This window comes from Paracandidimonas lactea, from assembly GCF_021653995.1.
GTDB classification, from domain to species: Bacteria; Pseudomonadota; Gammaproteobacteria; order Burkholderiales; family Burkholderiaceae_B; genus Allopusillimonas; species Allopusillimonas lactea.
The window spans coordinates 194001-207921 of sequence record NZ_JAJJOZ010000004.1; the positions used below are offsets into that span (position 1 = coordinate 194001).

Consider the following 13921-nt stretch of genomic DNA (forward strand, 5'->3'; position numbering starts at 1 on the left):
CGTTAGACGACTTCGCGGCGCCGAACGAGCATCTGCCCCCCCCCTTATCGCTCCAGCCCCGCTTTGCGCCGCTCCATGGCAATCACGGACAATACGCCGATTTTGCGCATGGGTTCGGGAGGAATCCAATTGGGGCCTTCCAGTTTCATCAAATCGGATAGCGTATCGGAATCTTCGCGGCATGCCAGTTCGGCCAGCAGTTTGCCCTGGATGCTGCCACGCAACACGCCTGCCCCATTGCAGCCGGCCGACGCATACAGACCGGGCCGAACCTCGCCGAAGTACATGCCGCCGTTCAGTGTAAGGGCGGTGCAGCCACCCCACACGTGCTCGAAAACATGCGATCTCATGTGCGGGTAACGATTACGGTATAGCTGGGAGAGCATAGCGCCGACCTGATCGGGCGGCAGTTCCCGTTCGTATGAATAGGCGCTGCGCACCATGAAGCGGCCATCGCGGGTTTTGCGCAGCGTGGATCCCAGGCGATGGGCCGGGATGATGCCCCAGGCGGGCACTTTACCCAGCTTGCTTTGTTCTGTGTGGTCAAGCGGCACGGTCAAGCCGGCATACGTGTAAATGGTGATAAGGCGATCTTTGAGTATGCCGAGGCGGCGCGCAAACCCATTGTTTGCGACGATCAGCCGGTCGCATTCGAATGCACCGGCCCGAGTGTGAACAATATGCCGGCCATGTCCATGATCGATGCGGCTCGCTGGCAGGCACTCCACCAACTGGACGTTTTCGGGCAGCGAATCCGCCAGGCCGCGTATCAATGCTGCCGGCTGGACGAAGGTATTGTAGGGCGTCTGATAGCCATACTGGTAATAATCCGTGCCGATCCGTTGTTGCAAGGCGGAAACGTCGAATTCTTCACACGGAACGCCCCAGCGTTTATAGCTGCGCGCCGTCGCTTGCAGGCTCTGCACGCCTGCGGCGGTGGCTGCAGCGCTGAATCGCGGAGACGTCTCATCCCACTCACAATCGATGTTGTGCTCGGCGACCAGTTCGCGCAACCATGTATTGCCGGCCTTGTAGATGCGCATCTGGCGCTGTGCCGCGTCTTCCACCGTGCCATGACGATTGGCGCGCGGCCTGTTAGGCAGCCTGCTCAGAAAACCGGAGTTTCTACCCGCAGCGCCTTCTCCCACAGTGCTTGCATCGATTACAAGCACCTGCTGCGCGGGCTCAAGCTCCGCGAAACGGCGTGCCGCCGCCAGGCCGGTGTACCCGGCGCCAATGACGACAGTCTTGAACCGTCGCGAAGGCGGAAGCCGCGTGTATGCGGCCCTGGGCGACAAAAGCGCGTTCCACCCCGAGGCGGTCAAATAGTCTGGATAAAGATTCTTCTTCGTGAGCATGGCCATGACGCACGCGGACGTGCGGGATCAAACATGAAGGACGCGACGCCCTTCGGTTAAAAATGCCGCCCCGCGAGGGAGCGGAAGCGGCATGGACCGAACAGATCGGGCATCGAGCCTACTGCTCGATGGTGCGGTTCCATCGGGCATTCCAAGTCTGACGGCTCTGGTTGATCGCCTCCCAATCGACCACTTTCACCGTCTTGAGATAATCCTGCACGCGCTGAACCTCAGCAGCGGTTTTCTCGGAGGGTTTCACGGTAGCGTTGGAGGGGATCTCGCCGCCCTGCTCCAGCGCATTCGTTTGCGCCTCAGCGGACAACAGGTACAGAGCTAGCTTCTGCGCCAACTCGGGCTCGCTGTTCTTGGCCAACACACACTCGGTCACCATCAGCAAGGCGGCGCCCTCCTTGGGGTGTGCATACTCGACACCGATATTGCGGCGCTTCAGGCGGCTGACGCCAGTGATATTCATGGGGAAAACCGCCGCTTCATTGGTTTGCACCATTTCCGCGAGCTTGGCGGAGGACGTGATGTATTCCAGAACGTTCTTGCCGATCGTACCCTTCCATGCCTTAAACCCTGGCTCTACATTTGATTCGCTGCCGCCCTGGATGCGATTGAACATCAGGAAGCCATGCAGGCCGAAAGTGCTGCTGGCTGCGGATTGAAAGACCACGTGGCCCTTGTACTTCGGGTCGGCAAGATCCATCCAGGACGCCGGTGGCGCCCAACCTTTTTCCTGGAACATCTTGGTGTTGTAGGCAATGCCCGTCATGCCCATGGTGATGCCTGCCGCCTTGTCACCGGCGATCCGGGCATTCGGGTGCAGCTCCTTGAACACCGGCGAATCGTTCAGTTTGTCACACAGCCCCATAGAGGCCGCGCGCATCATCACGCCGTCATCCAGAAACATCACATGCATCTGGGGGTTGTCTTTATACGCCTGCGCCTTCGCGAGAATATCGGCGGACGTACCCGGCACCACGACGATCTTCACGTTGTTGGCGCGTTCGAACACCGGAAACACATGCTGCGTGAACGTACGCTCCATGTCGCCGCCATTCATGCCGACGTATAGCGTTTTCTGTTCCGCATGGGCCTGGCTCGCCATCCCCATGCCAGCCGCGAGGCCCGCAAGCCACAGCGCGCTAGTAAGCACGCGATTGAAGTTGTTATTCAGAATGCGCACGTTAAATCCCCCTTGTTGGGCATAAGATAGTTGGCATCGCGGCCGTGAAACCGCACACCATGAAAGAAAAACCGTCAATGCTGGCCGACCAGCACTTTGTCCAGGCCGTATAGCTTGTCGAGCAGGTACATCACGACGGCGGTCAGTGCAATCACCAGGGCCGACACCGCGGCCATCATTGGATCGACAGACTCCGTCGCGTACATATACATGCGCACAGGCAGCGTTACGGTGGATGGCGCAGTGATGAAAATAGACATGGTGAGTTCATCGAAGCTATTGATGAACGCAAGCAGCCACCCTCCAGCAATCCCGGGAAGTATCAGCGGCATGGTGATCCTGAGAAACACGGCGGCTCGGCTCGCTCCCAGCGACAGCGCCGCGTGTTCAACGCTTTTATCCAGGCCGACCAGCGCGCCCAGCACCAGACGCAACACATAAGGGGTAATCACGACCACATGCCCAAGGATCAACCAGTTGAAGTTTCCCGACATGCCGAGCAAGGCAAAAAAACGCAACAGCGCCACTCCAAGCACCAGATGCGGGATCATCAGCGGCGACAGAAACAAGGCATTCAACGCATCCCGCCCCGGGAATTGGTAACGCACGATGGCAATGGCCGCAGGAACCGCAAGTGCGGCGGCAATACTCGCCGATGCGAAAGCCAGCCAGATACTGTTGCTGAATGCCGTCAGAAAATCGGGATGCGCAAAGACTGCACGGAACCAGCGCAGCGAGAAGTTTTGCGTGGGGATGCTCAATGTAGTGTCGGGCGTGAACGCGACGACACAGACAATAAGCAGTGGCGCGAGGATGAATGCAATCACCAGGAAGTTGAAACCCAGCGCGATGGGACCATTCTTGAGCATATTGATTACCCCAGGCTTCGTTTGTACGACCGCTCAACAACACGGTTGTAGGTCAGCATGATTGCAACGTTCGCCAGTAAAAGCGCGATGGCGATTGTTGCGCCCAGAGGCCAGTTCAGTTCAGTGAGAAACTCGTCATAAACCAGCGTTGCAACCATCTTGAGGCGCCGGCCGCCCAGCAGCGCCGGTGCGGCGAAGGCACTGGCACTCAGGCCAAACACAATCAGGCTGCCGGACAGGATTCCGGGCATCGCCTGCGGCAGCACAACTCTCAGCAGGGCCTGCAGTCGCGTGGCATTGAGGGAATAGGCCGCGTATTCGACCATCGGGTCCAGTTTCTGCAGTGACGTCCAAACCGGGATGATCATGAAGGGCAGCATCACGTGCACCAGGCCGATGATGATCGCAGTAGGCGTGTAGAGCAGCGGGCCGAGGCCGAGCTTTGCCGCAGCAGCCCCAATCAGCCCGCCCGGGCTGAGCAGCATGCTCCAGCCGAACGCCCGCACCACCAGCGACACCAGCAGCGGCGACAGCACGATCAGCAAAATAATGGAGCGCCACCGCTTGCTCATACGGCTGAGTATGTAGGCCGCCCCCCTTCCATGACGACGACGCGATCACTGATGGAAAGTGCCTCCGATTGATCGTGCGTGACCATGATTGTGGTGGTACCCGTCTGGCGCTGAATACTGCGCAGCTCGAACTGCATGTCTTCCCGCAACTTCGCATCCAGATTCGTCAGCGGCTCGTCCAGCAACAGGACGGGCGGGCGTATGACCAGCGCGCGGGCCAGCGCGACACGCTGGCGTTGCCCACCCGAAAGCTCGCGGGGAAAACGCTTGCCATGCTGATCCAGCTTGACCAGCGCCAGCGCCTCCCGCGTGCGCTCGACAATATCGCCCGCCTTCATGCGGCGCATTTTCAAGCCGAATGCGACGTTGTCTTCGACCGTCATATGGGGGAACAACGCATAGCTCTGAAAAACAATACCCAAGCCGCGCGTATTGGGCTTTGCATGCGTAATATCACGGCCATCCAGCACAATGCTGCCGCGCGTAACGTCGACAAAACCAGCAATCATCTGCAGCGTGGTGGTCTTGCCACACCCCGACGGCCCGAGCAGTGAAATGAATTCGCCCTTTTCCACCGCCAGATTCATGTTGGCGACGACGCATAGATCCCCATAGAACTTGGATACCTGACTTAACTGAAGAAATGACATCGGCACTTGCCTTGATGGGTTGAGGTTGCCGCCGCACCCAGCCAAACCGGGCTGGCGCAAGCCACGGCGCACCGAATCCTGCGCGGCCTTATTGCAGAACGCGTGGTGGAACAACCCGAGAACGGCAAGGTTTATCGGCTAGCACTGGATTTCTTCACGCTGGCCGCATCCGCCGATAGTGCGCATCCATCCATACGCACGCTGTGCCGGCCAGCCCTGCTGCGGCTGTCCGGCATGCTCAACGACACGATATTTTTATTGGTGCGCACCGGCTTCGATGCAGTGTGCCTGGATCGCGCCGAGGGCCCCTTCCCGATCCGGACACACACAGGCGACGTGGGCGGACGAATCCCATTGGGTGTCGGCCAGGGGGGTATGGCGATTCTTGCGGTGCTGCCCGAGCCCGAACGCGAAGAGATCATTCGGTTCAATGTGCCGCGCCTGCGGGATCTCGAATATTTCGACGAGATTTATGTACGGACGACGATCGCCCAGACGCGGGAATTGGGGTTTGCGACAGGGGTCACACCGCTCGCAGGCATGGCGGGTGTAGGTGTGGCCATCATGGATAGAACCGGCTACCCCGTGGCGGCGTTGAGCATAGGCACATTGGCCGAGCGTGTAAACGAAGCACGCATGCCGGCCATTGTCGATGTTTTACGGCGCGAGGCCGACCGGATCGGACAACAGATCCATCCGTTCGACACAACGATTTGGTAGCCCTCTGCGCGGATCTTAAAACCCGCGCGGCCATGCCGCCTGGCTCAAGCCTTGGCGATGACGTCGGCAGGCTGCCGGCCGAGCAGGGCCAATAGGTGGGCGAGCTCGTTGCGCATCTCGCGTCGATCGACAACCATGTCGATGGCGCCTTTCTGAAGCAGGAACTCGGCGCGCTGGAAACCGTCGGGTAGTTTTTCGCGTACGGTCTGTTCGATGACCCGCGGGCCGGCGAAGCCGATCAAGGCTTTGGGTTCGGCGATGACCACATCGCCCATGAAGGCAAAGCTGGCCGAAACGCCGCCCATGGTGGGATCAGTGAGGATGCTGATAAAGGGCAGGCCGTCGGCGGCCAGGCGCGTGAGCATGGCGTTGGTCTTGGCCATTTGCATGAGCGAGAACAGGCTTTCCTGCATGCGGGCGCCGCCCGATGCTGCCACACAGATGAACGGGGTGCGGTTCTTGATGGCTTCTTGAACGCCACGTGCAAAGCGCTCGCCCACCACCGAGCCCATGGAGCCACCCATGAAGGCAAACTCGAAGCACGCCAGCACCACAGGCACGGCCTGGATGGTACCGCTGGCCACAACCATTGCTTCGCTTTCGCCGGTTTGCTTGACGGCCTCGGAAACGCGCTCGGGATACTTGCGCGAATCCTTGAACTTCAGGGGATCCATGGGGCGGGTGTTCTGCCCGATCTCGACGCGGCCGTCGCGATCCAGCAGCGCATCAATGCGCTCGCGCGCGCTGATGCGCATGTGATGGTCGCACTTGGGGCACACATTGAGCGTGGCCTTGAGATCTTCTTTGTAAAGCACCGACTCGCAAGACGGGCACTTTACCCAAAGACCTTCGGGCACGCGCCGCGCAGTGTCGCCACTGCGGTTGATGCGTGGAGGCAGAATTTTGTCGATCCAACTCATGGTTCGTTCCTGTTAGCAGCGGCCTGTGCCGCTATTTTTTGCTGTTGTACTGTTGGCTTGCGGCATGCCGCAAGCGATGCTGCTTTTGTGTCGCGTTGTGTCGCGTTGTGTCGCGTTGTGCCGCGTTGTGCTGTATCGTGCGCCGCGAGACCGCACGTATGGCGCCCAACCGGCTTGCCGGCTATGCCCTTGCGGGCAATGCCCTGCGAACGTCGGCCAACCAAGCGGCGGCCGCGCCCACGGCCTTGGCGGCAGCGTCTTCGCCCTGCAAGCCGGACTGCTCGGCTTGGCTGACAGCGGCTTCCATGGTTTCGATCAGTTTGCTGCCGATCACGACTGCATCGGCGCACCCCGCAAGCCGCCGCGCACTATCGGCGTCGCGTATGCCAAAGCCCACACCGACCGGGATGCGGACGTGCTCGCGTATACGCGCAAGCTGGCGCGCAACGTCATCGGTATCGATGTTGGCCGCGCCCGTAACGCCTTTGAGCGATACGTAATAAACATAGCCGCGCGCCACCTGGGCAATCTGGCGGATGCGTGCCTCGGTGGACGTGGGCGAGAGCAGAAAAATCGGGTCGACCCGCGCCTCGCCCATGGCAGCGGCAAAATCCGCAACCTCTTCAGGCGGATAATCCACCACCAGCACGCCGTCGACACCCGCCGCCGCAGCGGCCTGGACAAAAGCGCGCTGCCCCATGTGTTCGATAGGGTTGGCGTAGCCCATCAGGACCACGGGTGTCTGCACATCCTGCTGGCGAAAGCGCGCAACAATGTCGAGCACCTGCTTCAGGCCCGTGCCGCGCGCGATGGCGCGCTCGGCAGCGCGCTGGATGACCGGGCCGTCTGCCATCGGATCGGAAAACGGCACGCCCAGCTCGATGACGTCTGCGCCAGCCTTGACCAGTGCATGCATAAGCGCGGGTGTACTTGCGATGGAAGGGTCGCCCGCCGCAATATAGGGAATGAGCGCCGTGCGCCCCTGCGCGCCCAGCTGTGCAAAGGTGTCCGCCAGGCGTTGATTCGATGTTGTCATTGTCTGAGGCCCGCCTTAGAGGGTGATGCCGCTGTATTCGGCCACGGTATGCATGTCTTTGTCGCCGCGCCCCGAGAGGTTTACGAGGATGATCTTGTCTTTGGGCAGCGTGGGCGCCAGCTTGACGGCGTGGGCGATCGCGTGCGAGGACTCGAGCGCGGGCATGATGCCCTCGCACCGACAGCACTCGTGAAAGGCGGCCAGCGCTTCGCTGTCGTCGATGCCAACATAAGTAGCGCGACCGCTGTCTTTCAGCCAGGCGTGCTCAGGCCCGACGCCAGGGTAGTCGAGCCCGGCGGAGATGGAGTGCGTTTCGGTGATCTGGCCGTTTTCATCTTGCAATATATAAGTGCGGTTGCCGTGCAGGACCCCGACACTGCCGGCATTGAGCGAGGCGGCATGACGCTTGGACTGCAGCCCTTCGCCGGCGGCTTCGACCCCGATCAGTTGCACGTTGTCGTGCTCGATATAGGGATGGAAGATGCCCATGGCGTTGGAGCCGCCCCCCACCGAGGCAACGACGTAATCCGGCTGGCGGCCGGCGTCCTGGGGCATCTGCTCGAGGCACTCTTTGCCGATGATGGACTGGAAATCGCGCACCATTTGCGGGTACGGATGCGGCCCTGCCACCGTACCGATAATGTAGAAAGTGTTTTCGACGTTGGTGACCCAGTCGCGCATGGCTTCGTTCAGGGCGTCCTTGAGCGTGCGCGAGCCGGATTCGACCGGCACCACCGTGGCGCCCAGCAGCTTCATGCGATACACGTTGGAGGCCTGGCGGCGGATGTCTTCGCTGCCCATATACACCACGCACTCCATGCCATAACGCGCCGCGACCGTGGCGGTGGCCACACCGTGCTGGCCCGCACCGGTTTCAGCGATGATGCGGGGCTTGCCCATACGGCGAGCCAGCAGGATCTGGCCCATGCAGTTGTTGATCTTGTGTGCGCCAGTGTGGTTGAGGTCTTCGCGCTTGAACCAGATTTGCGCACCGCCCAGTTTTTCGGACCACCGCCGTGCATGATAGACGGGGCTGGGCCGACCTACGAAATGCTTCAGTTCGTAGGCAAACTCGGCGAGGAAATCCGGATCATTGCGATACTTGAAATAGGCATCGCGCAGCTCGTCAAGGACGTGGACCAGGGTTTCCGCAACGAACGAGCCGCCATACTGGCCAAAATGACCGGTTGCGTCGGGCAGTGTGTAGGATGTCAAGGCGTCACTCTCTCACAAGGAAACCGCGCGGCCCAGATCGGGCCTTCGCAGGATAAACAAACATTTTACCAGCCTGCGCCGCGCTGGCGCCGTATCGTTACTGACGCGCCGCAGAAACGCCCGAAAGCTCATTGAGCGCCGTCAGCGCCCGCGCGATCTGCTCGCCATTGCGCACCTCGATCGTAAATACCATATGCGCCAGCGAACGACGGCTATGGGTATTGACCCCCACCACCTTCAGGCGCAGCTTGGCGAACACATCGGACAAGTCGCGCAGCAGATTGGCTCGTTCGGGCGCATGAATGGCAATATCGATCGGATACAGCGCGTCCCCTGTATCGCCCCAATCAACGTCTATCAGGCGTTCGGGATGGCGCGCTGCCAACACGGCATACGACGCGCAGTCTCGGCGGTGGATGGACACCCCACGCCCGCGCGTGACGAAACCCACGATTTCGTCGGGGGGCGCGGGGCGGCAGCAACGCGCCAGTTGCGTCAGCAAGGCATCCACACCCACTACCAGCACGCCGCTTCTGCCTGTGCGCGCTACGTTCGCAGTGCCGCTGGCGTAAACGCGCGCCTCGTCCGCCCCTTCGTGGAGCGCCTCGGCGGCCTTGCCCCGGCCGGCCAGCAGATTATCGATATTGCGCAGGCTGAACTCTTCTTTCGCCACGGCCACATACAGATCATCAGCGCGTGCGAACGCCAACTGCTGAGCGAGCTGCTCAAGGTTGACCGCCGTCTTACCCAGCCGCTGCAGTTCTTTTTCGACCATGGCCTGGCCTTGCGCGATGCGCTGCTGCAGCTCCACGGCATTGAACCAGGCCCGGACCTTGGCCCGCGAGCGTTGGCTGGCCAGGAAACCCAGTTGCGGATTGAGCCAGTCGCGCGAAGGGCCGCCCGACTTGGTGGCAACAATCTCGACCGTCTGCCCTGTCGTGAGCTGCGTTTGTAGCGGCACCATCTGGCCATCCACCCGCGCCCCGCGGCATCGATGGCCCAGGTCCGTGTGCAAATGGTAGGCAAAATCCACCGGTGTGGCGCCTGCCGGCAATTCGATCACCCGCGCCTGCGGCGTGAGTACGTAGATACGCTCGCCGGATGCTGGCTCGTCCGCCTGTGCGCTCTTGCCGCCGGCGCGCGTGGCCGGACGGGCCTGCTCCATGGCGCCCAACGGGGCGGCATTGCCGGCTTCAATGGCGGCGCCTGCAACCGCCTCGCCACCGATCATCGCATCGCGTGCGCCCTGGGCGCCACTTTCGGCGTCCCCCGGCAAGGCGGTATCCCAGGCCAGCAATTGGCGCATCCAGGCAATCTTCTGGTCGTAGGCCCCCGCCGCCGACACCTGCCCACCCCGCGCGCCGGCCTCCTTGTAGCGCCAGTGCGCCGCCATCCCGTATTCGGCAAACTCGTGCATCTCGCGCGTACGGATCTGAACCTCGAATGAGCGACCCAGGTCGTCGGTGACCACCGTGTGCAGCGACCGATAGCCATTGGGCTTGGGACGCGAAATGTAGTCGTCGAATTCGTCCGACACCGGCGTCCAGAGTGAATGCACCAGCGCCAGCGCACCGTAACAGGCACGCTCATCTTCGACGATCACACGCAGTGCGCGCAGGTCGTAAAGCTGGTTGAATGCCAGATGCTTGTTGCGCATCTTGTTATAGATACTGTAGATGTGCTTGGGCCGACCATGCACCTGCCCCGCGATGTGAGCATCGTGCAGCGCCGCGCGCAGGCGTTTTACCGCACCGGCGATGAAGGCCTCGCGTTCCGCGCGTTTTTCTTCGAGCTGGCGGGCGATGCTTTTGTAGGTATCTGGCTCAAGAAACCGGAACGCCAGATCTTCCATTTCCCACTTGATCTGCCAAATGCCCAGGCGGTTGGCCAGCGGGGTATAGAGCTCCATGGTTTCGCGGGCAAAGGCGCGCGGGCACGGCGTGCGCGTGGACGCATACCAACGCAGCGACTGCAGGCGTGAAGCAAGCCGCATCAGTACAATGCGCAGGTCTGCCGCCATAGCCAGCAGCATTTTGCGCTGCATTTCCTTCTGCTCAGTGCCCGAGGCCGCGCTATCGCTGGCGTTCACGGCCAGGCGCCCCAGCCGCAGCAGCGCCCGCGTGCCCAGGACCAAGGCCGTGACATCTGGCCCGAAGGCCTTGCGCAGGACATCCGCGCCCACGCTCCCTGCCCGCCCATCTTCTGGCAACACCGCCAGCAGGCTGCTGGCGCGGGTTTCGGCGTCAGCCCCCATTTTCGCCAGAATGCAAGCGACCGCGGCGCTGTGATCGGCCAACAGTTCGCCAGTGCTCGCCAACTGGCCGGCCAGCCGGTCGCCGACACACTGCACAGCCTTGTCAAGCAACGCGCGCCCGGCATCGTCCAGGCCAGCGCCGGCTTCGGCCAGCCACGAGGCGCCAAAGGGCGCAGATTGGGAAGCAGAGGTGTGTATCATGGAAACGTTGCGAAGCAATACACCGATATACTACCGTGTCCTGCCGGGCATCCGCGCTTATGACTACCGACGCCCCTCTTACGCTACTGATCGTGTGGCATTCACGCACCGGCGCGGCGCGTGCGCTGGCCCACGCCGGGGCGCGCGGCGCCCTTGCCGTGGCCGCCGAATTGCAGGCGCAAGATCGCCTGAATATCGTCCTAAAGCAGGCAGACCAGGCCGAGGCCGGCGACCTGCTCACCGCAGACGCCTACTTGTTCTGCGCGCCCGAAAACCTTGCTACGCTGAGCGGCGCCATGAAAGAGTTTTTCGATCGCAATTATTACGCCGTACTTGACCAACTCAACGGTCGACCCTACGCGCTGGCCATCAGTGCCGGCTCGGACGGCCAGGGCGCCGCGCGCCAGGCTGAGCGCATCTGCAAGGGGTGGCGGCTGAATGCCGTGGCGCCGACGCTCATCGTCAACACCGACGCGCAAACTGCCGAGAAAATCCTGGCCCCCAAGACGCTAAAGGCTGACGAATTGGAAGCGGCTGCCACATTGGGCGGTACCTTGGCCGCTCTGCTGCTGTAGAGCCGTGCCCGCGCCAAAGCGGGCACGCACGCGGTGTTTTGCAGGGCGGGACGCCAGGGCCTTGACGTGCCCCCCACCCGCCGAGGCAAGGCGTCAGGGGAGCGCCGCCGTCACGACGATTTCTACTTTATAGCTAGGGTTGGCCAGGCGCGCTTCGACCGTTGCCCGGGGCGGCGCGTTGCCGGCTGCCACCCATGCGTCCCAGGCCTTGTTCATACCGTCGAACTCTTTCATGTTGGCCAGGAATATCTGGGCCATCAGAATGCGCGACTTGTCTGTACCGGCGGTCTCGAGCAAGCGGTCTATCGTCTGCAGCACTTGCGCCGTCTGGCCCTGGATATCGAGCGAACTGTCATTTGGCACCTGCCCCGCGAGATAGGCAACACCATTGAAGATGGCCATGTCCGACAAACGCTTTTCGACGTTTACGCGTTCTATTTCTTTCATTGTTTTTACTCCGTTTTGGAAAAATCTGTCTGTGCGAGGCCGCCATGTGCATCGCCTCGTTATGGCTGGCACCGCACCGCCCCACTGCCGCACGCGGGGCGGCTGGACAGCGGGCGATACATGGTTCAGCAAGAATCAAGCCGGGGGGAGCTGGAACACCTGGCGCAGGTAGGCCAAGTATGCAGGATCGTCGCACATGGTCTTCTCCGGCGAATCGGACACCTTGGCAACCGGCTGCCCGTTGCAACGGACCATTTTCATGACGATCTGCAACGGCTCATGGCCCAGATCGTTGGTGAGATTGGTGCCGATCCCGAACGACACCCGACAACGCCCTGCAAAGCGCTTGGCCAGGTCGATGGCGCGGGGAATCGTGAGCGAGTCGGAGAATACCAGCGTCTTGGTGCGTGGGTCGGTGCGGTTGGCGGCATAATGCGCCAGCAGCCGTTCGCCCCAAACGAAGGGATCGCCCGAATCGTGCCGCGCGCCGTCGAACAGCTTGCAGAAATACATATCGAAGTCGCGCAGGAAGGCGTCCATGCCGTAGACGTCGGACAATGCGATACCCAGGTCGCCGCGATACTCCTTGGCCCATACCTCCAGTGCATACACCTGCGAATCGCGCAGACGCGGACCCAGCGCCTGGCAGGCCTGCAGATATTCGTGCCCCATGGTGCCCAGGGGTGTCACGCCATGCCGCATCGCAAACAGCACATTGCTGGTGCCCGCGAAATTGCTGCCCATGTTCGCTTTCATGGTCAGCACGACTTCTTCGTGCCACTGCTTGGAAAAACGCCGGCGCGTGCCGTACTCAGCCACGCGGAAGTCAGCCAATTCAGGATCATCCGTCACGAGCCGCATCTTGCGGCGCAGCCGCTCGCGCCCTTCCTCCCAGGCAGGTTTGCGGCAGACGTTGCGAAAATACACCTCATTCACGATGGCCAGCACCGGAATTTCGAAGAGGATAGTGTGCAGCCAGGGGCCTTTGACGGTGATCTCGATTTCGCCCGGAATCTCGCTCGCGCTGACCCGGATGCATTTCTCGGGCAGGTGGAACAAGCCGAGAAAGTCGACGAAATCGCTCTTGATAAAGCGCAGCCCCCGCAAATAATCCAGCTCTTGCTCGGTGAACTGCAGCTTGCACAGGTGGCTGATTTCGTCGCGGATCTCGTCCAGATATCGCGCAACATCCACCCCCCGATTGCGGCACTTATAGCGATATTCGACATGCGCAGCCGGAAAATGATGCAACACAACCTGCATCATGGTGAACTTGTACAGATCAGTATCGAGTAATGAAGTGATGACCATTGTGCAGTGCCAGCGGCTGGATGAACAGGTTGTGTCGGGGGCCGCCCGGGCCGGCGCCCGCAACTTGCCTTACTGATGAATCTTAGTATAAGCGGCGCAGTGTATTCCATTTTCCATGTACGCCCCATAGGTATGGGGGGCAGCGGGACGCATATTGGGTAAAATCGGGATTGTCTGTAGTTGGAGCCCTGAAATATGACTCACGTAGTCACCGAAAACTGTATCAAGTGCAAGTTCACTGACTGTGTCGACGTATGCCCGGTGGACTGCTTCCGCGAAGGCGAGAACTTCCTGGTCATCGACCCCGACGAATGCATCGACTGCGCCGTCTGCGTACCCGAATGCCCCGCCAATGCCATCTTCGCCGAAGAAGATGTACCGCAGGATCAGCTTCAGTTCATTGCCCTCAACGCTGAGCTGTCACCCGAGTTTGGCCCCATCAATCGCTCCAAGAAGCCGCTCGAAGGCGCGGACGACTGGAACGGCGTGCCTGACAAGCTCCAGCACCTCAAACGCTGATTGCATGAACTCACGCGTGGCGCGAAACTCATAAGTGTTGCTTTCGCGCCAAACTTTACAGTAATTATGAATCTCTAATCCC

Annotated in this window: 11 protein-coding genes and 3 pseudogenes; 3 read left to right on the forward strand and 11 right to left on the reverse strand. The window is 61.1% G+C overall.

All coding sequences use genetic code 11. The annotated features are described in order from the left end of the window. Positions 1-44: 44 nt before the first annotated feature. The 5 genes and pseudogenes from LOL23_RS09785 to LOL23_RS09805 all read right to left on the reverse strand — a co-directional run. Positions 45-1364, reverse strand: coding sequence for an NAD(P)/FAD-dependent oxidoreductase (locus LOL23_RS09785; RefSeq protein ID WP_160979688.1), 1320 nt, complete (start codon positions 1362-1364; stop codon positions 45-47). Between the two features lie 112 nt (positions 1365-1476). Then, positions 1477-2478 (reverse strand): ABC transporter substrate-binding protein, encoded by a 1002-nt coding sequence (locus LOL23_RS09790; protein WP_160980011.1) that lies wholly within the window; start codon positions 2476-2478, stop codon positions 1477-1479. Positions 2479-2624: 146 nt separating this feature from the next. Continuing rightward, complete coding sequence (locus tag LOL23_RS09795; RefSeq protein ID WP_160979686.1) at positions 2625-3419, reverse strand: ABC transporter permease; 795 nt, start codon at positions 3417-3419, stop codon at positions 2625-2627. A gap of 5 nt (positions 3420-3424) precedes the next feature. Continuing rightward, a pseudogene (locus tag LOL23_RS09800) lies at positions 3425-4021 on the reverse strand (ABC transporter permease); the annotation flags it as partial. Beyond that, positions 4003-4641 (reverse strand): annotated as a pseudogene (locus LOL23_RS09805) (ABC transporter ATP-binding protein); the annotation flags it as partial. The pseudogenes LOL23_RS09805 and LOL23_RS09800, both read right to left, overlap by 19 nt. Positions 4642-4659: 18 nt before the next feature. Here LOL23_RS09805 and LOL23_RS09810 point away from each other — a divergent pair. Then, positions 4660-5361, forward strand: a pseudogene (locus LOL23_RS09810) (IclR family transcriptional regulator); the annotation flags it as partial. Between the two features lie 44 nt (positions 5362-5405). Here LOL23_RS09810 and accD read toward each other — a convergent pair. From accD to LOL23_RS09830, 4 genes are all read right to left on the reverse strand, one after another. Then, complete coding sequence (accD, locus tag LOL23_RS09815; protein ID WP_160979678.1) at positions 5406-6281, reverse strand: acetyl-CoA carboxylase, carboxyltransferase subunit beta; 876 nt, start codon at positions 6279-6281, stop codon at positions 5406-5408. A 181-nt stretch (positions 6282-6462) separates the two neighbouring features. Further along, complete coding sequence (trpA, locus tag LOL23_RS09820; RefSeq protein WP_237173525.1) at positions 6463-7317, reverse strand: tryptophan synthase subunit alpha; 855 nt, start codon at positions 7315-7317, stop codon at positions 6463-6465. 15 nt (positions 7318-7332) lie between these two features. Then, complete coding sequence (trpB, locus tag LOL23_RS09825; protein ID WP_160979674.1) at positions 7333-8532, reverse strand: tryptophan synthase subunit beta; 1200 nt, start codon at positions 8530-8532, stop codon at positions 7333-7335. Positions 8533-8629: 97 nt separating this feature from the next. Next, positions 8630-10987 (reverse strand): RelA/SpoT family protein, encoded by a 2358-nt coding sequence (locus tag LOL23_RS09830; protein ID WP_237173526.1) that lies wholly within the window; start codon positions 10985-10987, stop codon positions 8630-8632. Positions 10988-11046: 59 nt separating this feature from the next. Between LOL23_RS09830 and LOL23_RS09835 the strand changes: the two genes are divergently transcribed. Next, positions 11047-11562: an NAD(P)H-dependent oxidoreductase gene (locus tag LOL23_RS09835; protein ID WP_160979670.1), complete on the forward strand. Its 516-nt coding sequence runs from the start codon at positions 11047-11049 to the stop codon at positions 11560-11562. A 93-nt stretch (positions 11563-11655) separates the two neighbouring features. Here the strand turns inward: LOL23_RS09835 and LOL23_RS09840 are convergent, their stop codons facing one another. Then, positions 11656-12009 (reverse strand): RidA family protein, encoded by a 354-nt coding sequence (locus tag LOL23_RS09840; RefSeq protein ID WP_237173527.1) that lies wholly within the window; start codon positions 12007-12009, stop codon positions 11656-11658. Positions 12010-12144: 135 nt separating this feature from the next. Beyond that, a complete protein-coding gene (pncB, locus tag LOL23_RS09845; protein WP_255457206.1) occupies positions 12145-13383 on the reverse strand; it encodes a nicotinate phosphoribosyltransferase in 1239 nt (412 codons plus the stop codon). Positions 13384-13515: 132 nt separating this feature from the next. Between pncB and fdxA the strand changes: the two genes are divergently transcribed. Continuing rightward, positions 13516-13839 carry a ferredoxin FdxA gene (gene fdxA, locus LOL23_RS09850; protein WP_160979664.1) on the forward strand — a complete coding sequence of 108 codons (324 nt, stop codon included), beginning with the start codon at positions 13516-13518 and terminating at the stop codon, positions 13837-13839. Positions 13840-13921 lie beyond the last annotated feature (82 nt).

What these genes read in the sequence shown, in the direction of transcription:
- accD (WP_160979678.1), bottom strand. Translation starts at nt 6,281, where the DNA reads ATGAGTTGGATCGACAAAATTCTGCCTCCACGCATCAACCGCAGTGGC.
- LOL23_RS09840 (WP_237173527.1), bottom strand. Translation starts at nt 12,009, where the DNA reads ATGAAAGAAATAGAACGCGTAAACGTCGAAAAGCGTTTGTCGGACATG.
- LOL23_RS09790 (WP_160980011.1), bottom strand. Translation starts at nt 2,478, where the DNA reads ATGGGGATGGCGAGCCAGGCCCATGCGGAACAGAAAACGCTATACGTC.
- trpA (WP_237173525.1), bottom strand. Translation starts at nt 7,317, where the DNA reads ATGACAACATCGAATCAACGCCTGGCGGACACCTTTGCACAGCTGGGC.
- LOL23_RS09795 (WP_160979686.1), bottom strand. Translation starts at nt 3,419, where the DNA reads ATGCTCAAGAATGGTCCCATCGCGCTGGGTTTCAACTTCCTGGTGATT.
- LOL23_RS09830 (WP_237173526.1), bottom strand. Translation starts at nt 10,987, where the DNA reads ATGATACACACCTCTGCTTCCCAATCTGCGCCCTTTGGCGCCTCGTGG.
- fdxA (WP_160979664.1), top strand. Translation starts at nt 13,516, where the DNA reads ATGACTCACGTAGTCACCGAAAACTGTATCAAGTGCAAGTTCACTGAC.
- LOL23_RS09835 (WP_160979670.1), top strand. Translation starts at nt 11,047, where the DNA reads ATGACTACCGACGCCCCTCTTACGCTACTGATCGTGTGGCATTCACGC.
- LOL23_RS09785 (WP_160979688.1), bottom strand. Translation starts at nt 1,364, where the DNA reads ATGGCCATGCTCACGAAGAAGAATCTTTATCCAGACTATTTGACCGCC.